The organism is Streptomyces sp. NPDC033966 (genome assembly GCF_055575955.1).
On the sequence record NZ_JBVIRQ010000003.1, the window covers coordinates 317881 to 337444 of the forward strand.

Here is a 19564-nt window from a genome sequence, read left to right on the forward strand (position 1 = left end):
GTCGGGCCGCACCACGAGGCCGTCGGTTCCCGCACCCCGTACAGCCGGGCGAACTCGCCCCGCGCGTCGCGGTACACGGGCCGCGCAGCCCCGGCGGGCGCGGTCCCGCCCTCGGAGAGGACCGCGTACGCCGTGAGCCGCCCCGCGGGCAACCCGTCCGCCAGCGCGGCGGGTGCGGGGACGTGCGAGTCGGGTGCGCCGTCCGTGTGGAGCAGCAGCCCCGCGACGAGCACGTCCGCCGCATCGCCTCGCACCCCTCCATCGTGGGCTCCCCGTCCCCGCTCCGCGCGACGGGAGCCCGGCGCCCGGCACGGTCCGGACCGCCCGGTCCGTTGGCCCCGCGGTGGCCGGAAATGGCGCCTCTGGGCTGTGCCAACGGCCCAGCGTGACGGACGTCGCTTGAGCCAATGCCCCTGCGGATGCTTATCTGTGTCATATCCATGTACTTTCGGCGCCGCGCAGCGCCGGACGGCAACGAGGCCGGTCCGGAGCGCGGCGCCTTCGCCGTGCCCGTCCGCCGCCCACCACCCCCGGGCGGACGCCGGGCCGGCGCGCTTCACTCCGAGGGGGGCGGCACACCGCCATGAAGAGGATGTTCGTGGCTCCGGATCCGGGGCGCACCAGACTGCGGAACTCACTCCGTGCGGTGATCGGCACCGGGCTCGCCGTCGCCGTCGCCGAACTGGCGGGGCTCTCGCTCACCGCCTCCATCACCGGCGGGCTCGCGGCGCTGCTCGCGCTGTTCACCGTCCTCGACGCGAACGTCCGCGCCCAGCGGGTGACCACCGCCCTGCTGCCCGCCACCGGCTTCCCCGTCCTGGTCCTGGCCACCGGACTGCACGCGATGCCGCCCGCCCGCGACGCGGCCTTCCTCGCCGTCGTCTTCGCCGGGGTCTACGCCCGCCGCTGGGGGCCGCGCGGGCACGCCCTCGGGATCTTCGGCTTCATGATGTTCTTCGTCACCCAGTTCCTGCACGCCCGGCCCGCCCAGCTGCCCGAGCTGTTCGCCGCCGTCGCCCTGGCGCTCCTGTCGGCGGGGGCCGTGCGGTTCGTGCTGTGGCCCATCGAGCGCCGCACGCCCCCCGCCGCCGCTCCGCCGCCGCTGCCCGGCACCGGCCTGGCCCGGCCCACCACCCGCCAGGCCTTCCAGGCCACCGCCGCCTGCGCCTTCGCCCTCGCCATCGGCCAGGTGCTGTCCGAGGACCGCTGGTACTGGGCCGTCGGCACCGCCTGGTGGATCTTCGTCAACACCGCCTCGCGCGGCGAGACCCTGGTCCGCGGCTTCCGCCGGGTCCTGGGCACGGTGGCCGGCATCGCCGCCGGCCTGCTGATCGCCGTACCGCTGCACGGCGCGCCCGCGCCCACCGCCGCCCTCGTGGCCGTCTGCGTCTTCGGCATCTTCTACACGGCGGCGCCCTCGTACTCCTGGATGATGTTCTTCGTCACCGTCATGGCCGGACTGCTCTACGGGCTCCTCGGCGTGCTGCACCCCGGACTGCTGCTCCTGCGCTTCGAGGAGACCGCCGTCGGCGCCCTCGGCGCCGCCCTCGCCGTGGTCCTGATCCTCCCCGTGACCACCCACGGCGCCAACGACGCCTGGATCCAGCGCGCCCTGCACTGCGTACGGGCCGCCACCGCGGCCTCCCTCGACCGCCTCGCCGGAGACCCCGCGGCCGACCCCGCCCCACACGCCGCCGAGCTGGAACTGCTGCTGGTACGCGCCCGCGTCGCCCTCGCGCCGCTCGTCCACCCGCTGAGCCCGCTGCGCGCCCGCAAGGCCCGGGCCCGGCAGGTCATGGCACTGCTCGACGACTGCGCCCGCGAGGTGCGCGGGCTCGTGGCCGTCGCCGCCGACCCGCAGGCCTCCCACGACGCCCGGCTCGCCGCCGCCTGCTGGCGGGTGGAGGCGGCCGTCGAGGCCCTCACCGCCCCCGGGGGAGCCACGGAGCCCGCCGCTCCGCGCACCGCGGCCCGGGAGCCCGGCGCCGAACCGGCCCTGGCCCACCTGCACGGCCTGGAAGAGGCCCTCACCGCCCTGGCCACCCCGCTGCGCACGGACCCCCGCGCCCCGCTGGTCATCACCGCCTGAACCGCCCGAACCACCCGAACCGCCCGGACCGAGCCCGGACCGCCCGGCCGGCGCGGGCGGTCGACTCAACCGGAATGCCGCGGATGGTACGCCCAACTGCGGCCTCCCGGAGGGTCATTGGGGCGATGTCACCCGGAGGGGTGTTCCGGGCGCTCCATCCCCGCCGGGCTGACCTGCGCCGTGTACAACGGGTGATTGTTCATTGCACATTCATCCGGCATGTACAGGGTGGATCTGGCCGGACAGGGGGTAACCGCCCGGAATGGAAATTCTGCAGAAGCACTCGAGCGCCGCTCAGGTGTGGGAGGAAGCCGAGGAGTTCATCCGGCTCTTCCACCGGGAGAATCCGCAGGCCGGTGATCCGCGTGCCCGGCTCGCCGCCGTACGGGCCGAGCTCGCGGAGACCGGCACCTACCGGCACACGGCTCAGGAGCTGGTCCACGGCGCCCGCGTGGCCTGGCGCAACAGCAACCGCTGCATAGGCCGGCTCTACTGGAACTCCCTCCGGGTCCGCGACCGGCGCGGGCTGACCGATGCCGAGGGCATCGCCGCCGAGTGTTTCGAGCACCTGCGCGAGGCGACCAACGGCGGCCGGGTCCGGCCCACGATCACCGTCTTCGCCCCCGACGCCCCGGACCGCCCGGGCCCGCTGATCTGGAGCGAGCAGCTGGTGCGCTACGCCGGCTACGGGGACCACCACTCCATAACCGTCGGCGACGCCCGCAACGCGCCGCTCACCGAGGCCCTGCTCGGACTCGGCTGGTCCGGTGGGGCAGGCACCCCCTTCGACCTCCTCCCACTGGTCGTGCAGGGCGTCGACGACAAGCCGCGCTGGTTCGACACCCCCGCGGACGCCGTGCTGGAGGTCCCGATCCGGCACCCCGACGACCGCGATGACTGGAGCGACTGGGGGCTGCGCTGGCACGCCGTGCCCGCCATCTCCAACATGTGCCTGGAGATCGGCGGCATCCACTACCCGGCCGCCCCGTTCAACGGCTGGTACATGGGCACCGAGATCGGCGCCCGCAACCTCGCCGACACCGACCGCTACAACCTCCTCCCGGCCGTCGCCCGCAGACTCGGCCTGGACACCTCCAGCGAGCGCTCGCTGTGGAAGGACCGGGCGCTGGTCGAGCTGAACCGCGCGGTGCTGGACTCCTTCGACCGGGCCGGGGTCACCATCGCCGACCACCACACCGAGTCCCGGCGGTTCCTCTCGCACCTGGAGCGCGAGGAGCGCAAGGGCCGCGAGGTGGGCGCGGACTGGTCCTGGATCGTCCCGCCGATCTCCGGGGCCGCCACGCCCGTCTTCCACCGGACCTACGAGGACCGGCCGAGCTCCACGGCGTACGTCCACCACCCCGGCGCCCAGGAACGGGCCAGAGGGCGGGACTTGGTCTAGACCTTCTGTTACCGTCGGCTCCGGAGACGGATCCGGGACGGCGGAAAGAGGCACCAGTGGGCGGCGCGCACAGCACGGACCAGGGCGGCGGACACCGGGCCTACATCGGCTCGTTCACCTCGGGGGGCGGCCGCGGTGTCACCACCGCGGCCGTGGATCCGGCCACCGGAGCGCTGACCCCGCTCTCGTCCGCGGACTCCCTGGCCGACCCCTCGTACCTCACCGTGGACCCGGATTCCGGCGTGCTCTACGCGGTGAGCGAGACCGGCCGGGGAGCCGTGGGCGCCTTCCGCGCCACCGCCGGAGGGCTCGCCCCGCTGGGCGGCCCCGTCCCCGTCGACGGCTCGGGACCCACCCACCTCAGCCTGGCCGGAGGCCGGCTGCTCACCGCCAACTACGGCTCCGGCAGCGTCAGCAGCCTGCCCCTCGCCGCCGACGGCAGCGTCGCCGGCCCGGCCGCCGTGCTCACCCACAGCGGCTCCGGCCCCGACACCGAGCGGCAGGCCGGTCCGCACGCCCACCAGGTGCTCCCCGACCCCACCGGCCGCTGGGTGCTGACCGTGGACCTCGGCGGCGACGCCGTACGCGTCCTCGCGCTCGACCCGGCCACCGGCGCGCCCCGCGAGCACGCGAAGGCCGTCCTGCGCGCCGGGACCGGGCCGCGGCACCTCGCCTTCCACCCGGCGGGAGAAGTGGTCTACGTATTGCACGAGCTGGAGCCGCAGCTGACCGTCTGCCGCTGGAACGCGGCCGCCGGGCACCTCGAAGCCGCGGGCGAGGTCCCGGTCGCCCCCGGGGCCGCTCCGGACGGCGCACGGGCGTACCCCTCGGCGGTCGCGGTCTCGCCCGACGGCCGCTTCCTCTGGGCCGCCGTCCGCGGGGCCGACACCCTGGTGACCTTCTCCCTCGCCGGCGGCCCCGAGGAGCCGCGGCTCACCGGGACGACCGGATGCGGCGGCCACTGGCCGCGCGACCTGGCCGCCGACCCCTCCGGGCGCCGCCTCTACGCGGCCAACGAGCGCTCCGGGGACGTCACGTGGTTCGACGTGGACCCGCTGACCGGGCACCCGCGCCGGGCCGGCTCGGTGGCCGCCCCCGCCGCTTCCTGCGTGGTCTTCGGCTAGGGGCCGTCCGCCGGCACGGCGAGGGGCCCGTCCGGAACGGATTCCGGACGGGCCCCTCGCCACATGTGCGGGCGGTCCTACTGCGCGGCGGCGCCCAGCTGGATGCCCAGGGCGGCGCTGTACTGCGCCACGGCCAGCTTGCCGAGCGCCGGGTAGGCCCCGAGCACCTCGGCGGCCGAGCAGTCGGCCTCCTTGCAGGCGGTGTCCAGCAGGCCCTCGGCCGCTTCCGGGCCGATCAGGTACGGCGCCAGCGCCAGCTGGACCGAACCGGAACCGCGCAGTTCGGCGGCGACCGCCGCCACCGAGCCCTCCTGGTCCAGCGCGGCGGCGATCACGGGCACCGCGAGCCGGGCGGCCAGCAGCATGCCGGTGATCCCGGCCGCCTGGACGGCCTCCTCGCCGCCGGTGGTGGCCAGGATGATGCCGTCGGCGGCGGTGGCCACGGTGAACAGCCGGGCCCGGTCGGCGCGGGCCAGCCCGGCCTCCGAGAGCCGGACGTGCAGGCCCTCGGCGAGCAGCGGGTGGGGGCCGAGTACGTCGGCCAGCTCGGCGGCGGCCGAGGAGTCCATCAGCGCCTGGCGCATCCGGCGCAGCAGGTCCGCGTCGGGACCGGCCAGCAGGGGCACGACCACGGCGTCGGGGCCGGTCGGCGCGGGCACGTCCAGACCGGCGGCGCGGGCGAACTCCGCGCGCGCGGTCCGCTCCTGCGCGACGGCGTCCAGGACGCCGGACAGCGACGGGAACTCGCTCTCCTCGCCGTCCTCGCCCTCGAGGTAACCGATCCGGGCGTCCAGGCCCGGCAGCTCGGAGCGGCCGATGCTGATGACCTCTTCGGCCAGCCCCCGCGAGGCGGCCGAGGGGGCACCGGGCACGGCGAGCACCAGCGCGGGCGCGCCCTCGGGCGCCACCGCGGGCTCGGGCCGGCGGTGCCGTCCGGTCTGGCGGGGTCGCGGCATTCGTACGGGCAGGCCGTTTGCGGGCCCAGTGGGGGAGCTCATGGCGCCGCATGCTACTGGTTTATCGGAACCACGTGTTCGGGCAGGGCCCGCTCAGGCGGCATCTGTCCGTATTTATCCATTGAATGTCGTAGTTCAATGTCATATAAGGTTCAACTGACTTCCGGCAGGCGCCAGTCGACGGGCGCCGCCCCCTGCCCGGCCAGCAGCTCGTTGGTCCGGCTGAACGGCCGGGATCCGAAGAAGCCCCGGTCGGCGGACATGGGGGAGGGGTGGACCGACTCCACGGCCGGCAGGTTCCCCAGCAGCGGCCGCAGACGGCGGGCGTCGCTGCCCCACAGGATGGAGACCAGCGGCTTGCCGCGCGCGGCGAGGGCCCGGATCGCCTGCTCGGTGACCGCCTCCCAGCCCTTGCCCCGGTGCGCGTTCGGCTTGCGGGGGGCGGTGGTGAGCGAGCGGTTCAGCAGCAGCACGCCCTGCCGGGTCCACGGCGTCAGGTCGCCGTTGAGCGGCTTGCCCGTGCCGATGTCCGCGTGCATCTCGCGGAAGATGTTGTCCAGGCTGGGCGGCCACGGGCTCACCTCGGGGGCGACCGAGAAGGAGAGGCCCATGGCGTGCCCGGGGGTCGGGTAGGGGTCCTGCCCGACGATCAGCACCTTCACCTCGTCGAAGGGCTGCTGGAACGCGCGCAGCACGTTCGCCCCTGCCGGTACGTACGTTCTGCCTGCCGCGATCTCGGCGCGGAGGAAGTCGCCCATGGCGGCGATCTGCCCCGCCACCGGCTCCAGAGCACGGGCCCAGCCCGGCTCGACGATCTCGTTCAACGGTCGTGCTGCCATGGGTGATCACTCTACTGGCCCACACCGACAACGGGTCCCGCTCGCGGGCTCAGGGCAGCACGGCCGCCCGTACGCAGAGCACGTCCGGCAGGTGCTCGGCGAGCAGCTGCCAGCTGTCCCCGTCGTCGTGACTGGCGTACAGCTCGCCGTTGCGGTTGCCGAAGTAGACGCCCGCCGGGTCGGCGTCGTCGGTGCACAGGGCGTCGCGCAGGACGGTGCCGTAGTGGTCGCCGGCCGGCAGCCCCTTGGAGAGGGGCTCCCAGGTGGCGCCCGCGTCCCGGGTGCGGAAGACCCGGCAGCGGTGCTCCGCCGGGACCCGGTCGGAGTCGGCGTTCAGCGGGAAGACGTACGCGGTGTCCGGGCGGTGCGGGTGGGCGGCCACCGCGAAGCCGAAGTCGGAGGGCAGTCCGGAGCCGATGTCGGTCCACGCGGCGCCCGCGTCGTCGCTGCGGTAGACCCCCCAGTGGTTCTGGAGGTAGAGCCGGCCCGGGTCCCCGGCGTCCTGGGCGATCTTGTGGACGCACTGGCCGAACTCCGGGTCCGGGTCCGGCAGGAACACGGCCGAGACCCCGTGGTTGGACGGCTCCCAGCTCGCCCCGCCGTCCCGGGTGCGGAACACCCCGGCGGTGGAGACCGCCACGGTCACGGCGTCCGCGTCGGCCGGGTCGGTGATCACCGTGTGCAGGCCCTCACCGCCGCCGCCCGGCACCCACGCCGAGCGGGTCGGGTGCTCCCACAGCGGCCGGACCAGCTCGAAGGACTCGCCCCGGTCGGCCGAGCGGAAGAGCGCGGCGGGCTCGGTCCCGGCGTAGACCACGTCCGGGGCCTCCGGGCCGGCCGGGTGCAGCTGCCAGACCCGTTCCAGCGAGGCCCCGGTGTCCTGCGGGAACTTCACGGCGGGCGCGGCGGGCTCGTGCCAGGTCGCGCCCAGGTCGTCCGAGCTGAAGACGGACGGCCCCCAGTGCGAGCTGTCCCCGCCGGCCAGCAGCCGGGGCCGGGGCCCCCGGGTGTCCACGGCCACGGCCGACACGGCCTGGGCGTTGAAGTGCGGCCCGTCGAACTCCCAGGGGCCCTCGCCCCGGCGGCGGCCGATGAAGAGGCCCTTGCGGGTCCCCGCGAGCAGTACCACGTCGGTCATGGCCGACACCTCCGGACGTCGTTGTCCTTCACGGCAGCTTTTCAGCCAGTCTGCACCCGACCGCCGACAGCGGTCGGGCAGGCCGGGCCGTCGAAGACCCGTTCGACAGGGTCCCGGAGCGGTTATACGAAAGGGTTCGTACTACGGGAGTTTTCGTAGTACGGTGTTTCTCGTACTTAGCGCCGACCCCGGTGCGTGTCCGGTGACATCTGGAGAGCCCCATGAGTGCTGCACCCGCTGCCTTCGCCGCCCTGTTCCAGCCCTACACCCTGCGTTCGGTCACCATCCCGAACCGCGTCTGGATGGCCCCGATGTGCCAGTACAGCGCCGAGGCCTTCGGCCCGAACGCGGGAGTGGCCCTGGAGTGGCACTTCGCGCACTACGCGGCCCGCGCCACCGGCGGCACCGGCCTGATCATCCAGGAGGCCACCGCCGTCGCGCCGGAGGGCCGCATCAGCCCCTACGACCTCGGCATCTGGAACGACACCCAGGTCGAGGCCCTCCGCCGGATCACCGCCTTCATCAAGTCCCAGGGCTCCGTCCCCGGCATCCAGATCGGCCACGCCGGGCGCAAGGCCTCCACCGAGCGCACCTGGAAGGGCGGCCGCCCCGTCGGCCCCGAGGGCCACGGCTGGCAGCCCGTCGCCCCGAGCGCCGTACCGTTCGACGAGGGGTACCAGGTGCCCCACGAGCTCACGACCGAGCGGATCCACGAGATCACCGGCCAGTTCGCGGCCGCCGCCGGACGCGCCCTCGTGGCCGGCTACGAGGTCCTGGAGATCCACGGCGCCCACGGCTACCTCATCGGGGAGTTCCTCTCCCCGCACAGCAACAGGCGCACCGACTCCTACGGCGGCTCCTTCGAGAACCGGGCCCGATTCGCCCTCGAAGTCGTCGACGCCGTACGGGCGGTGTGGCCCGAGGAGCTGCCCCTGTTCTTCCGGATCTCCGCCACCGACTGGCTGGAGGAGGACGGCTGGACCGCCGACGAGACCGTCCGGCTGGCCGGGCTGCTCCAGGAACACGGCGTGGACCTCCTCGACGTCTCCACCGGCGGGCTCGCCCCGCACGTGCAGATCCCGGTCGGCCCCGGCTACCAGGTGCCCTTCGCCGCCCGGGTCAAGGCCGAGACCACCCTCCCGGTCGCCACCGTCGGCCTGATCACCGAGCCGGAGCAGGCGGAGAAGGTCCTCGCCAACGGCGAGGCGGACGCGGTCCTCCTCGGCCGCGAGCTGCTGCGCGACCCGTACTGGGCCCGCCGCGCGGCCGCCGAGCTGGGCGCGGAGATCCCCACGCCCGACCAGTACCACCGCAGCTGGTGACCCGGTGCGGCGCCGGCCGTCCCGGCGCCGCACCCGCCTCCTTCCTACGACGTTTCTCGTACGATGGGATCCGTAGCCGAGCCGAACGAGTGGAGCAGGACATGACGGAACGCGACACGGCCCGCGCCCTCGCCCACCCCGAGCAGTGCGAGATCCGGCTGGAGGGCGTCCTGCACGCCCTCTCCGATCCGATGCGGCTGTCCATCGTCCGCGAACTCGCCTCCACGGACACCGAACTGGCCTGCTCCGACTTCGTCCTGCCGGTCACCAAGTCCACGACCACCCACCACTTCCGCGTCCTGCGCGAGAGCGGCGTCGTACGCCAGACCTACCGCGGCACGGCCAAGATGAACGGCTTGCGCCGCGAGGACCTCCAGTCCCGCTTCCCGGGCCTCCTGGACAGCATCCTGACGGCCGCCACGGCCGACGAGGACCGGACCGGGGACACCCCCGGCACTACGTGAGCCCCGCCGCCGCGCGGAGGCCCGCCCAGTCGGGGATCTTCACCGAGCGGCGGCCCAGGGAGCGGCCCAGGGCCTCCTCGGCCGCCTCGATCGAAAGCCAGCCGGGCCACTCCACCGGGTGCAGGCCGGCCGCCCGCAGCGCGTCCAGCGGGTCCGCGGGCAGGTCGCGCCGGGCCAGCGCGCCCGCGTCCTGGAGCAGCGAGGACACCGTCTCCTTGGCGCACGGCCGGTTGGTGCCGATCACCCCGGTCGGGCCGCGCTTGATCCAGCCCGCCACGTACTCGCCCACCGAGGCCCGGCCCTCGCGCACCACCCGGCCCGCCGCGTGCGGCACGGTCCCGGCGGCCGCGTCGAAGGGCAGCCCGGGCAGCGGCACGCCCAGGTACCCCACGGAGCGCAGCACCAGCTCGGCCTCGACGTCCTCGTACGCACCCGTACCGGTCACCCCGCCCCGGCCGTCCGGGGCGGTCCGCTCGAAGCGGAGCCCGCGGACCCGGCCGTCGGGCCCGCCCAGCACCTCCACCGGCCGCAGGTAGAAGCGCAGCCGGATGTACCGGGCCACCGCCGCGTCGCCGCCGCCCGCTCCGGCTCCGGCTGCGGACCAGCCGCGCAGCACGTCCAGGTTGCGCCGGACCGCCGCGGGGAGCGCCGCCGCGCCCTGGCCGTCGTACGCCGGGTCGAGGGCCAGCTCGGCGGGGTCCACCCGGGTGCCGACCCCGGGCAGCGTGCCCAGCTCGCGGAGCTCCTTGGTGGTGAACTTGGCCTGGGAGGGGCCGCGCCGGGCCACCATCGACACCGTGCGCACCCCGCTGTCCGCCAGCACGCCCAGCGCGGGCTGGGGCATGTCGGTCGGCTCCAGCTCGGGCACGCCCCGGGCCAGGATCCGCGTCACGTCCACCGCGACGTTGCCGGCCCCGACCACCACCGCCGAGCGGACCCCGCCCAGGTCGAAGGAGCCGGCGTCCGGGTGGCCGCTGTACCAGGACACGAAGGCCGTCGCGGAGTGCACCCCGGCCAGTTCCTCGCCGGGGATGCCGAGCATCCGGTCGCGGGCGGCGCCCACGCAATACACCACCGCGTGGTACAGCTCCAGCAGCCGCGCGGTCGACGGCCCCGCGCCGCCGACCTCCACGTTGCCGAGGAAGCGGATCCGCTCGTCCTCCAGTACCGACCGTAGATTTCCGGTCAGCGATTTGATCTTCTCGTGATCGGGGGCCACCCCGTAGCGCACGAGGCCGTAGGGGGCCGGCAGCCGGTCCAGTACGTCGACCCGTACCCCCGGCACCTCCTGCTGCTGGACCAGCGTCTGGGCGGCGTAGACCCCGCTGGGGCCCGAACCGACGACGGCGACACGAAGCACGGCGGTACTCCTCCCGCAGGTGCTCCCAGCATGCCACCGGCCCCCGGACCCGTCAGCCCATCGCGCGCATCCGCTCGATCTCGGCGCTCTGGGTGGCCACGACCTCGTTCGCCATCTCCTCCACGGCGACGTTGTTGCCCTGGGCGAGGGCCTCCCCGGCCATCTTCAGCGCTCCCTGGTGGTGGGCGGTCATCAGCCGGAGGAAGAGCCGGTCGAAGTCGGCCCCCTGGGCGGCGGTCAGCTCCGCCAGCTGCTGTTCGGTCGCCATGCCGGGCATCGCGGCGTGGTCGTGGCCGCCGGAGTCGCCGCCCGGCGCCGGGTACCGGGAGAGCCACTTCTCCATGGCGCCGATCTCGGGCCCCTGCGCGGCCGAGATCCGCTCCGCGAGGCGTTTCACCCCTTCCGCCGAGGCCCGCCCGGGGGCGAGGGCGCTCATCGCGAGGGCCTGCCGGTGGTGTTCGACCATGTGCCGCACGTACGCGTGGTCGGCCGCGTTGGGGCTGTCGTCGGGGCGTTCCTTCGCGGCCTGTCCGGGCGTGAGGGTGCGGGCGGGGGCGCCGGGTTTGCCCGGGGCCACGACCACCGGCGAGCCGTCGTCGGCGGACCGTGGGCCGCCGTCGGAGTCCTGGCAGCCGGTGAGGGTGAGGAGGAGGCCGGCGGCCAGCGCCGCCCCCAGGAATCGGCCGAGTAATGCGTTTGCCATGTCCATGAAAAGCAAGATACTGCCGGGGTCCAGGTTCCGTTCCCGCGAGGAGCGAAACGTACGGGCCCCCACAGGAGGCACAGTGACCTCGCAACGCAGCGTCAGAGTGCGCCACCGGAGTCTGGGGGCGGCCCTGGCCGCCGCCGGACTCCTCACCACGCTCCTGGCCACCGCCGGACCGGCGGCCGCCACACCGGACCCGGGTGACCTGACCCCGGGCCATGGCTCACGGCAGAGCGCCGGCCCCGTACAGGGCCGCGAACTCGCCCCGGGGGAGATCCCCGGCAAGGACGAGATCGTGCACAGCGCCAACATCAAACCCCTGGCCAACATCCCCAGCGCCAACTCGGCCGGGATCAACTCCGACCTGGCCTTCCAGGGCGACTACGCCTACGCGGGCAGCTACGACGGCTTCACCATCTACGACATCGCCAACCCCAAGTCGCCCAAGGTCGTCACCCAGGTCCTGTGCCCGGGCGGCCAGAACGACGTCTCGGTCTCCGGCGACCTGCTCTTCCTCTCCACCGACTCCTCCCGCAGCGACGACTCCTGCAACAGCGTCTCGCAGCCCGCGACGGAGAAGTCCTCGTGGGAGGGCATCAAGATCTTCGACATCAAGGACAAGCGGAACCCCAAGTACATCAAGTCCGTCGAGACCGCCTGCGGATCCCACACCCACACCGTGGTGCCGGGCGGCCGTGACATCTACCTCTACGTCTCCTCGTACTCGCCCAACGAGGCCTTCCCGGACTGCAAGCCGCCGCACGACGGCATCTCCGTGGTCAAGGTCCCGAAGAAGGCCCCGACCCAGGCCGCCGTCGTCGGCTTCCCGGTGCTCTTCCCGGACGGCGGCAACCCGGGCGCGCCGGCCAACCCCGGGGTCTCCAAGACCACCGGCTGCCACGACATCACCGTGCTGCCGTCCAAGAAGCTGGCCGCGGGCGCCTGCATGGGCGACGGCATCCTCTTCGACATCAGCGAGCCGGAGCGGCCGAGGGTCATCGACCGCGTCCAGGACAACGTCAACTTCGCGTTCTGGCACTCGGCGACCTTCAACGAACGGGCCGACAAAGTGGTGTTCACGGACGAGCTCGGCGGCGGTGGCGGCGCCACCTGCAACGAGGCCACCGGCCCGAACCGGGGCGCCGACGGGATCTACGACATCACCGGCCGCGGCGACCAGCGCAAGCTGGTCTTCAAGGGCTACTTCAAGATCCCGCGGCACCAGGCCGACACCGAGAACTGCGTCGCCCACAACGGCTCGCTGATCCCGGTCGGCGGCGGCCGCGACATCATGGTCCAGGCCTGGTACCAGGGTGGCGTCTCGGTCTGGGACTTCACCGACTCCACCGCCCCCAAGGAGATCGGCTACTTCGAGCGCGGCCCGCTGACCACCGACAAGCTGGGCCTCGGCGGCTCGTGGTCGGCGTACTACTACAACGGGCACATCTACTCGAACGACATCGTCAAGGGCCTCGACGTGCTGCGGCTCGACGACTGGCGCACCGAGAGCGCCAAGTGGGTGCGGCTCGACCGGCTCAACGTGCAGAGCCAGCCCGAGTACCACTGACGGCGGTCGGCCCGCGCTAGCGGGGAAACGTTCCGCCGGGCGGCTCCCCGTCCGGCGGGACACCCAGCTCCCAGTCCAGCCCGTACCGCTGGAACAGCTCCGCCCGCAGCCGGGACGCGGGCATCGGCGCCCCCGGCAGCAGCACCGCGACCACCGCGCCCATCAGCAGCGCCCGCAGCAGCGGGTAGTCGGTGTCCACGTCCGCCGAGCCGTACGCGGCGACGGCCCCCCGCAGCAGCTCCGCCAGGCGCTGCTGCTCCGGACACCGGATGAACCCCTCCGCCTGGAGGATGCCCGCCATGTGCGTGCGCATCAGCCGGGGCTGGTCCCGGGCCAGCCCGAGGATCGCGTCGATCGCCCGGGCCAGCAGCTCCCGCCCGTCGTCGGTGCGGGGCTCGCGCTCCAGGGCCGCTTCCAGGGTCAGGTGCATCAGCCGGTGCACGGCCGACTGGAGCAGCTGGCGCTTGCCGGGGAAGTAGTACGAGACCAGGCCGCGCGCCGCGCCCGCCCGGTCGGCGATGTCACCGAGCTTCGTGGCCTCGTACCCCCGCTCGGCAACCAGTTCGACCGTAGCCTGCAGCAGCCGCTCCCGGGAACGTCTGCGCAATTCTTCATTGACCGATGCGCTGCGCGGGGACATGCTTACTCCTGCGTTGACTGGCTCCGAGCCAATATACTCAGCGCGCGGGACCGTCTGCTCGGGGCGACGCGGGGGATCGCCCCGGGCAGGCATGCCGAAACGCCGCGAGCGACACCACGGCCACGCCCAGGAGCCAGCCCGCGAGCACGTCCGAGAACCAGTGGACGCCCAGGTAGAGCCGGGTGAAGCCGACCCCGGCCACCGAAACGGCGGCCACCGCCCAGGCCGCGGCCACCGCCGCCCGCGGGGTCCTCGCGGGCAGCAGCCACAGCAGCAGTCCGCACACCACCGTGGCCGTCATCGCGTGCCCCGAGGGATAGGCCGCGAAATGCGCCGTCGCGACCGGATCCGGCCACTCCGGACGGGCCCGCCCGGTCAGCGCCTTCAGCCCCTGCTGCACCCCCGCGGCCGCCAGTGTCGCGGCCCCGACCCGCACCGCCCGCGAGCGGTCCCCGTGCCGCCAGAGCCACAGACAGGCCAGAGCGGCCAGGGCGCGCATCGTCCACGGGTCCCAGACCCAGTCGGAGAGCACCCGCACGGCGTGCGTGACCCCCGTACGAGTGACGGCGTACGGATGCAGGCCCCGCGCGATCCCGTCGTCGTACGAGATCAAGGGCGGCCAGCCCGCCACCACCAGCACGGTCAGCACGGCCGCGAGCAGCGCGCAGCCCACCCCGGCCCTCGAAAGCCACGTGTTCCGCATGCCCTTGATCCTGTCAGCACGCGCCCCGCGTGTTTCAGGCCAGCGCGCTCAGACCCGGTACGAAGGCCACCAGCAGCGGAACCGCCGGAACCAGCGCGGCCAGCCCCGCCAGCCGCAGCCGGCGCGCCGGCGACAGCCGCGGCGCGGCCGACAGCAGCCGCCGCACCCGCTGCGGGACGTGCGCCTCCTCGGGCCCGCACGGGCCGAAGACGCCCCGGTCCTCGTTCAGTCCGACCAGGGCCAGGGCGATGGTCAGCCGCCCGTAGCGCCGCGAGGCCACGTCGTCGGCCGCCAGCTCCACCAGCCGGTGCATCTCCGCCTCGAACGCCGAGAACACCGGTACCTGCGGGAACCCCCGCGCCAGCGCCCGCGAGCAGTGCAGCAGCCAGTCGTGCCGGGCCGCCACGTGCCCCTGCTCGTGCGCGAGCACCGCGTCGAGCTGGCTGCCCTTGAGCCGGCCCAGCGCCGCCGTGGTCACCACCAGCCGTGGCGCCGCCCCGGGCTGCCACCAGGCCTCCGGACGCGGCCCCTCCAGTACCACCAGCCGTGCCGCGGCCGGGTCCTCGCCGGGCAGCAGCGGTGCCCGGACCAGGAGTTCGGCCCCCCGCGCGCGCCGCCGGGCCCGCGCCCGCAGCACCTCGCGCGCCAGCATCGCCCCGGTCCACAGCCCGCCGCAGGCCAGCGCCAGCGCCGTACCCGTGGCCCAGGGACCGCCCTCCGCCCCCAGCGCGTACGCGTCGACCACCCCGTGCGGGGCCACGGCGAACAGCCGGCCCCGTACCGCCTGCCAGGCGGCGGCCGCGCTCAGCAGCATCGACAGCGCCAGGCACAGCAGGGTCGCGGCCACCACGCACTGCCACGCCCACAGCGCCACCACCGGTTCGCGCTCGGGCCATTCGGCCCGGGCCAGCAGACGGGGCGCGAGCACAGCGGTCAGTGCGCCGAGCAGCAGGAGAACGGCGGGGACCATCATGTCCGCCAGCCTATGAGCGCGGCCCCGCCCACCGGTACGGGCTCGGGGCATTGGTGACGCAGGACACGTCGGCCCCGCGCCCCGACACCCGGGCCGGGGGCCTCACATGGCCAGCAGCATCGCCAACATCCCCGTCCCCATGGCCAGTCGGCACGCCCGCGTCAGGTCCCCGGCTCCCCCGAAGGCCCCTCCCGCCGCCGCGGGCACCGGCTGCGGAGCGCCGCCCGCCGTCACCAGCCGGGCCCCGCCCAGCAGCACGTACCCCGCGTAGTAGAGGAGCAGTGCCCCCGTCACCGCGGGCAGCCCGGCCCGGCCGTGCCCGTGCCCGGCGGTCATGGCGAGGGCCATGTACGCCATCGCCAGCGAGCCGACCAGGTGGTGCGCGTGGTGCACCCCGCCGCGCAGCAGCCACAGCGCGTGCAGCGCCGCCCCGCAGAAGACGGCCAGCAGGACCGGCGGGCCCCACGGGCCGGTGTCCGCCGGCAGGGCCATCGCCGCCATCCCCAGCCCCATCACCGCCTCGCCGGCGGCCGCCCCGCGCGTGCGCCGGTCCGCTCTGCTCGCCCGCAGCAGGCAGTACCCGCCGCTCGCCGCGCACAGCGCCACGAGCATCCAGGCCAGGGTGAGGGGCATCGCGGATCCGTGCACGGCGGAACCTCCCGGTTCGTCGGCGTCAGCAGAAGGGATTCCCTGATCACGCCGCCCTCACGCCGACCCGGGTTAGGCTCTGCGTGCCGTACCAGGCATGTCATATGCCGCCGCGAAGAACGGAGCCCCCGATGCCGACCGCCCAGCCCGCCGCCCTGAGCTTCCGCAGCGCCGTGGAGGCGGACGTACCGGCTCTGGTGGCCCTCGTCGAGTCCGCCTACCGGGGCGACGCCAGCCGGGCCGGCTGGACGACGGAGGCCGACTTCCTCGACGGGCAGCGCACCGACCCGCAGGGCGTGGGCGCGATCATCGCCGACCCGGAGGGCATCCTGCTGGTGGTCGAGCGGGCGGGCGAGCTCGTCGCCTGCTGCCAGCTCGAACACCGCGGGGACCACGCCTACTTCGGCATGTTCGCCGTGCGTCCCGGGCTCCAGGGCGCCGGCCTCGGCAAGGAGGTCCTGGCCGAGGCCGAGCGCCGGGCCCGCGAGACCTGGGGCGCCGAGCAGATGCGGATGACCGTGGTGAACGTACGGGAGGAGCTCATCGCCTACTACGTGCGCCGCGGCTACGAGCGCACGGGCGAGCTGAGCCCCTTCCCCTACGGCGACGAGCGCTTCGGCGTCCCGCTCCGCGACGACCTGGCCTTCGAGCTCCTCGTCAAGGCCCTGTAGGCCCCTGGGAGGCCCCTGGGAACCGGCCGCTCAGGCGGTGAACCGGCCGGTGCTGCGGATCTCCGGGAAGTCGGTGGCCGCGCCGTCCAGTTGCAGGGCCCGCGCCAGCCGCAGCCGGTCCAGGGTGTTGACCGTCCGGCCCGTCACCCGCAGCCCCGCCGCGTGGGCCGCCTCCACCGTCTCCAGGGTGAGCCGGCGGATGTCCAGGGCCACGGTGCGCGCCCCCGCCGCCAGCGCCAGGTCCACGAGGTCCTCGGCGGCCGCGCCGGGCCGCTCCGGGTGCAGGGCCGTACGGACGCCGGGGGCGTGCCGGACGACCGCCGCGAGCACCTCCCCGTCACCGGAGGCCACCTCCACCCGGGAGGCCAGGTCGCGGCGCACGATCAGCTCCGCGAGCGCGGTGGCGGCCGCCCGGTCCTGCACCGACACCTGGAGCGGGACCCGGACGGCGTCCAGGACCTCCTCCAGGACCGGGATGCGCTCGCCCTGGCCGGCGTCCAGTTCGCGCAGCTCGGCGAGGGTCAGGTCGGCGACGGCGCCCGCGCCGTCGGTGGTGCGGTCGACCTCGGCGTCGTGCAGTACGACCAGGGCGCCGTCCTTGCTGAGGCGGACGTCCAGCGCGATGACGTCCATCCCGCAGCGTTCCGCGCGGACGAACGACCGCAGGGTGTTCTCCGGCTCGACACCCATGACCCCGCGGTGACCGATGGTGAGGAAAGTCAAGGTTCTCTCGCTTCCGTCGAGGGCGGCTCCCCGCGCGGTCGCGGTGTCCCGACCGGCCGCGCGCGGTGAGGACGCATGCTAGTGCGCTCCGGCCGCGATGGGACCGGTCGTGCAAGGGCCCGCGGAAGCCCTCCGGCCGCTTCCCGCCAGGGGTGTGCGCCGCCCGGCGGGCCGGGGGCGCCGTGTCGCGTCACCCCTGGGTGGGCGCGTCCCCGCCGGCTTGACGGACGGCCGTCACGGGCGGCGGAGCCCCGGCGCCGGCGCTCCGTGAGGCGGCCTCGCGGAGGTCGTCGAGCAGGGCCCCGGCCAGGTCCAGCTCGGCCAGGTGCTGCCGCTCGCTCCAGCGCAGCGCGAGCACCGGGAAGGCCCATTCCGGGACGTCCGCCGCGTGTGCCATGGCCTCCCGTACGGCGGCCAGCTCGCCCCGGGTCCGCTCCATGTGGTCCTCGACCATCGAGCGCAGCCGCTCCGGCTCGGCCAGGTGCCCCAGCCAGATCCGCAGCAGCAGCCCGTGCTTGAGCACCGGCGGTCCGGCGTCCGCGGTCTCGGAGGCCCAGCCCGCGAGGGCCTCGCGGCCCGCCTCCGTGATGGCGTAGCGGCGCTTGGCGCGGACCTCCTCGGGCCCCGAGCGTACGGAGGCCGCGTAGCCCAGTTCCTCCAGGCGCCGCAGTTCGGCGTAGATCTGGCTGATCGCGGGCGACCAGTAGAAGAAGCGCAGGGAGGAGTCCGCCCACTTCTTCAGCTCGTAGCCCGTGCGCTCGCCGGGGAACGACAGCAGGCCGAGCACCGCCCACGCGGTCGGCGGGAGGTCTTGCTTCTTCGAGACCTGACTACTAGTCATATTCCTAATCGAAGCAAGACCGGGCACGGGACGCATCCCTGGAGGCATCGTGAAATTCTCCGTGATCTTCGAGGCTCAGCTGGCCGATCCGACCGTGGAACGGGAACACCAGGTCATCCGGGACTGCGTCGAGCAGGCGGTCCTCGCCGAACGCATGGGATTCGACCGGATCTGGGCCGTCGAGCACCACTCCTTGAAGTGGTACGCGCACATGAGCGCGCCCGAAGTCTTCCTGAGCTTCGTCGCGGCCCGGACGGACACGATACGCATCGGCCATGGCGTCGTGTGCATGCCCTTCAACTTCAACCACCCGGTGCGCGTGGCGGAACGGGCCGCGATGCTCGACCTGCTCTCCGGCGGGCGGCTCGACCTGGGCGCCGGGCGCGGCGGCACGGAGCAGGAGACCTCGCTGTGCGGGGTGGACCGGGAGCGCACCACCGCCGAGGTGGAGGAGGCGCTGCGGATCATCGGGAAGGCCTGGCAGGAGGAGGAGCTGGAGTACCACGGCGAGCTGCTGGACATCGGTCCGCACCCGATCCTGCCGCGCCCGGCGCAGCGGCCGCATCCGCCGCTGTTCCTGGCGTGCAGCCGGGGCGAGACCCTGGTGCAGGCCGCCGAACTGGGCGTCGGGGCCCTGGTCATGGGCTTCGCCGGGCCGGAGTCCATTGCGGGCATGAGGGCCGTGTACGACGCCGCGCTCGCGGCGCGCGACGGCAGCCGGTTCGTCTCCACGGCCGTCAACGACCACTTCTCCGTGCTCTGCCCGACCATCGTGCTCGACGACCCCGAGGAGGCCCGGCGGATCGGGGTCCGGGGGCAGCGGTTCTTCGCGCAGTCCATCGGGCACTGGTACGGCGGTGCGGGGATCCCGGACGAGGCGGTGGTGGCCGGCGCCGACGAGGCGGCGGAGATGCGCCGGGCCGCCGAGCAGGTGGTGGCCCGGCTGCACGAGCTGGACATCCCGGTCCGGCCGGCCTCCACGGCCACCTTCAACGCCGACCACGCCTACGGGAGCGCGGACGAGGCCATCGCGTACGTGGAGCGGCTGCGGGCGGCCGGCGCGGACGAGGTGATGTGCCTGGTCCAGATGGGCACGGTGCCGCAGGAGGCCTGTCTGGAGACCCTGCGGCAGTGGGGGGAGAAGGTGATCCCGCACTTCCGGGGGGAGCGCGGCGGAGCGGACCGCGCCTGAGTGGGGGAGTCCCCTCTTTCTTTTCGCCGTGCCGCCGGTGGAGCCGAACGGGTCAACTACTAGGCGGAGTGGTGGATTCCACCGTGAGTTACGGGAAGACTTCCGGTGGAGTGGGGGGTCCCACAGGATAATTTCCTTAGTTTCCTCTTGAGCAGGGGAGCCTCGCATGCATACGCTGTCTTAACGCGAGGTTCTCCTGTGGAGGA

Annotated in this window: 19 protein-coding genes; 8 read left to right on the forward strand and 11 right to left on the reverse strand. The window is 74.0% G+C overall.

Annotated elements, in window-relative coordinates:
* The first annotated feature begins 583 nt into the window (after positions 1-583).
* From ACZ518_RS10385 to ACZ518_RS10395, 3 genes are all read left to right on the forward strand, one after another.
* Positions 584-2089, forward strand: coding sequence for an FUSC family protein (locus tag ACZ518_RS10385; RefSeq protein WP_469112605.1), 1506 nt, complete (start codon positions 584-586; stop codon positions 2087-2089).
* Between the two features lie 262 nt (positions 2090-2351).
* Positions 2352-3491, forward strand: coding sequence for a nitric oxide synthase oxygenase (locus tag ACZ518_RS10390; protein ID WP_469112606.1), 1140 nt, complete (start codon positions 2352-2354; stop codon positions 3489-3491).
* A gap of 56 nt (positions 3492-3547) precedes the next feature.
* A complete protein-coding gene (locus ACZ518_RS10395; RefSeq protein WP_469112607.1) occupies positions 3548-4615 on the forward strand; it encodes a lactonase family protein in 1068 nt (355 codons plus the stop codon).
* A gap of 77 nt (positions 4616-4692) precedes the next feature.
* Here the strand turns inward: ACZ518_RS10395 and ACZ518_RS10400 are convergent, their stop codons facing one another.
* The 3 genes from ACZ518_RS10400 to ACZ518_RS10410 form a co-directional block, all read right to left on the reverse strand.
* Positions 4693-5613, reverse strand: a complete 921-nt coding sequence (locus ACZ518_RS10400; protein ID WP_469112608.1) for a sirohydrochlorin chelatase — start codon at positions 5611-5613, stop codon at positions 4693-4695.
* A 110-nt stretch (positions 5614-5723) separates the two neighbouring features.
* Entirely contained in the window at positions 5724-6410 is a 687-nt protein-coding gene (locus ACZ518_RS10405) for a uracil-DNA glycosylase (RefSeq protein ID WP_469112609.1), read from the reverse strand.
* A gap of 49 nt (positions 6411-6459) precedes the next feature.
* Complete coding sequence (locus ACZ518_RS10410; protein ID WP_469112610.1) at positions 6460-7548, reverse strand: WD40/YVTN/BNR-like repeat-containing protein; 1089 nt, start codon at positions 7546-7548, stop codon at positions 6460-6462.
* A gap of 221 nt (positions 7549-7769) precedes the next feature.
* On the opposite strand from ACZ518_RS10410, the gene ACZ518_RS10415 reads away from it, so the two are divergent.
* Together ACZ518_RS10415 and ACZ518_RS10420 are read left to right on the forward strand one after the other, a co-directional pair.
* A complete protein-coding gene (locus tag ACZ518_RS10415) occupies positions 7770-8870 on the forward strand; it encodes an NADH:flavin oxidoreductase/NADH oxidase (protein ID WP_469112611.1) in 1101 nt (366 codons plus the stop codon).
* 101 nt (positions 8871-8971) lie between these two features.
* Entirely contained in the window at positions 8972-9334 is a 363-nt protein-coding gene (locus ACZ518_RS10420; protein ID WP_469112612.1) for an ArsR/SmtB family transcription factor, read from the forward strand.
* Here ACZ518_RS10420 and ACZ518_RS10425 read toward each other — a convergent pair.
* Complete coding sequence (locus ACZ518_RS10425; RefSeq protein WP_469112613.1) at positions 9327-10694, reverse strand: FAD-dependent oxidoreductase; 1368 nt, start codon at positions 10692-10694, stop codon at positions 9327-9329. The genes ACZ518_RS10420 and ACZ518_RS10425 overlap by 8 nt on opposite strands.
* A gap of 52 nt (positions 10695-10746) precedes the next feature.
* The gene (locus tag ACZ518_RS10430; RefSeq protein ID WP_469112614.1) at positions 10747-11403 is read right to left on the reverse strand and encodes a DUF305 domain-containing protein; all 657 of its coding nucleotides are present in this window, start codon (positions 11401-11403) and stop codon (positions 10747-10749) included.
* 76 nt (positions 11404-11479) lie between these two features.
* On the opposite strand from ACZ518_RS10430, the gene ACZ518_RS10435 reads away from it, so the two are divergent.
* Positions 11480-12967, forward strand: a complete 1488-nt coding sequence (locus ACZ518_RS10435; protein WP_469112615.1) for an LVIVD repeat-containing protein — start codon at positions 11480-11482, stop codon at positions 12965-12967.
* A gap of 16 nt (positions 12968-12983) precedes the next feature.
* Here the strand turns inward: ACZ518_RS10435 and ACZ518_RS10440 are convergent, their stop codons facing one another.
* From ACZ518_RS10440 to ACZ518_RS10455, 4 genes are all read right to left on the reverse strand, one after another.
* The gene (locus tag ACZ518_RS10440) at positions 12984-13607 is read right to left on the reverse strand and encodes a TetR/AcrR family transcriptional regulator (RefSeq protein ID WP_469112616.1); all 624 of its coding nucleotides are present in this window, start codon (positions 13605-13607) and stop codon (positions 12984-12986) included.
* 37 nt (positions 13608-13644) lie between these two features.
* On the reverse strand, positions 13645-14310 hold the full coding sequence (locus ACZ518_RS10445; RefSeq protein WP_469112617.1) for a phosphatase PAP2 family protein: 666 nt from the start codon (positions 14308-14310) through the stop codon (positions 13645-13647).
* A 34-nt stretch (positions 14311-14344) separates the two neighbouring features.
* Positions 14345-15283, reverse strand: a complete 939-nt coding sequence (locus tag ACZ518_RS10450) for a M56 family metallopeptidase (protein WP_469112618.1) — start codon at positions 15281-15283, stop codon at positions 14345-14347.
* Positions 15284-15385: 102 nt separating this feature from the next.
* Positions 15386-15916, reverse strand: coding sequence for a DUF5134 domain-containing protein (locus ACZ518_RS10455; RefSeq protein ID WP_469112619.1), 531 nt, complete (start codon positions 15914-15916; stop codon positions 15386-15388).
* 146 nt (positions 15917-16062) lie between these two features.
* On the opposite strand from ACZ518_RS10455, the gene ACZ518_RS10460 reads away from it, so the two are divergent.
* The gene (locus tag ACZ518_RS10460) at positions 16063-16602 is read left to right on the forward strand and encodes a GNAT family N-acetyltransferase (protein WP_469112620.1); all 540 of its coding nucleotides are present in this window, start codon (positions 16063-16065) and stop codon (positions 16600-16602) included.
* Between the two features lie 30 nt (positions 16603-16632).
* Here ACZ518_RS10460 and ACZ518_RS10465 read toward each other — a convergent pair whose 3' ends face one another.
* Both ACZ518_RS10465 and ACZ518_RS10470 read right to left on the reverse strand, forming a co-directional pair.
* The gene (locus ACZ518_RS10465; protein ID WP_469112621.1) at positions 16633-17325 is read right to left on the reverse strand and encodes a glycerophosphodiester phosphodiesterase; all 693 of its coding nucleotides are present in this window, start codon (positions 17323-17325) and stop codon (positions 16633-16635) included.
* A 190-nt stretch (positions 17326-17515) separates the two neighbouring features.
* Positions 17516-18166, reverse strand: coding sequence for a PadR family transcriptional regulator (locus ACZ518_RS10470; RefSeq protein ID WP_469112622.1), 651 nt, complete (start codon positions 18164-18166; stop codon positions 17516-17518).
* Positions 18167-18215: 49 nt separating this feature from the next.
* Between ACZ518_RS10470 and ACZ518_RS10475 the strand changes: the two genes are divergently transcribed.
* Complete coding sequence (locus ACZ518_RS10475) at positions 18216-19358, forward strand: LLM class flavin-dependent oxidoreductase (RefSeq protein ID WP_469112623.1); 1143 nt, start codon at positions 18216-18218, stop codon at positions 19356-19358.
* Positions 19359-19564: the final 206 nt, after the last annotated feature.

Excerpts from the sequence above, each read along its gene's own strand:
- ACZ518_RS10385 (WP_469112605.1), top strand. The coding sequence starts at position 584 with ATGAAGAGGATGTTCGTGGCTCCGGATCCGGGGCGCACCAGACTGCGG.
- ACZ518_RS10390 (WP_469112606.1), top strand. The coding sequence starts at position 2,352 with ATGGAAATTCTGCAGAAGCACTCGAGCGCCGCTCAGGTGTGGGAGGAA.
- ACZ518_RS10400 (WP_469112608.1), bottom strand. The coding sequence starts at position 5,613 with ATGAGCTCCCCCACTGGGCCCGCAAACGGCCTGCCCGTACGAATGCCG.
- ACZ518_RS10405 (WP_469112609.1), bottom strand. The coding sequence starts at position 6,410 with ATGGCAGCACGACCGTTGAACGAGATCGTCGAGCCGGGCTGGGCCCGT.
- ACZ518_RS10410 (WP_469112610.1), bottom strand. The coding sequence starts at position 7,548 with ATGACCGACGTGGTACTGCTCGCGGGGACCCGCAAGGGCCTCTTCATC.
- ACZ518_RS10415 (WP_469112611.1), top strand. The coding sequence starts at position 7,770 with ATGAGTGCTGCACCCGCTGCCTTCGCCGCCCTGTTCCAGCCCTACACC.
- ACZ518_RS10420 (WP_469112612.1), top strand. The coding sequence starts at position 8,972 with ATGACGGAACGCGACACGGCCCGCGCCCTCGCCCACCCCGAGCAGTGC.
- ACZ518_RS10430 (WP_469112614.1), bottom strand. The coding sequence starts at position 11,403 with ATGGACATGGCAAACGCATTACTCGGCCGATTCCTGGGGGCGGCGCTG.
- ACZ518_RS10440 (WP_469112616.1), bottom strand. The coding sequence starts at position 13,607 with ATGTCCCCGCGCAGCGCATCGGTCAATGAAGAATTGCGCAGACGTTCC.
- ACZ518_RS10445 (WP_469112617.1), bottom strand. The coding sequence starts at position 14,310 with ATGCGGAACACGTGGCTTTCGAGGGCCGGGGTGGGCTGCGCGCTGCTC.
- ACZ518_RS10450 (WP_469112618.1), bottom strand. The coding sequence starts at position 15,283 with ATGATGGTCCCCGCCGTTCTCCTGCTGCTCGGCGCACTGACCGCTGTG.
- ACZ518_RS10455 (WP_469112619.1), bottom strand. The coding sequence starts at position 15,916 with ATGCCCCTCACCCTGGCCTGGATGCTCGTGGCGCTGTGCGCGGCGAGC.
- ACZ518_RS10460 (WP_469112620.1), top strand. The coding sequence starts at position 16,063 with ATGCCGACCGCCCAGCCCGCCGCCCTGAGCTTCCGCAGCGCCGTGGAG.
- ACZ518_RS10470 (WP_469112622.1), bottom strand. The coding sequence starts at position 18,166 with ATGACTAGTAGTCAGGTCTCGAAGAAGCAAGACCTCCCGCCGACCGCG.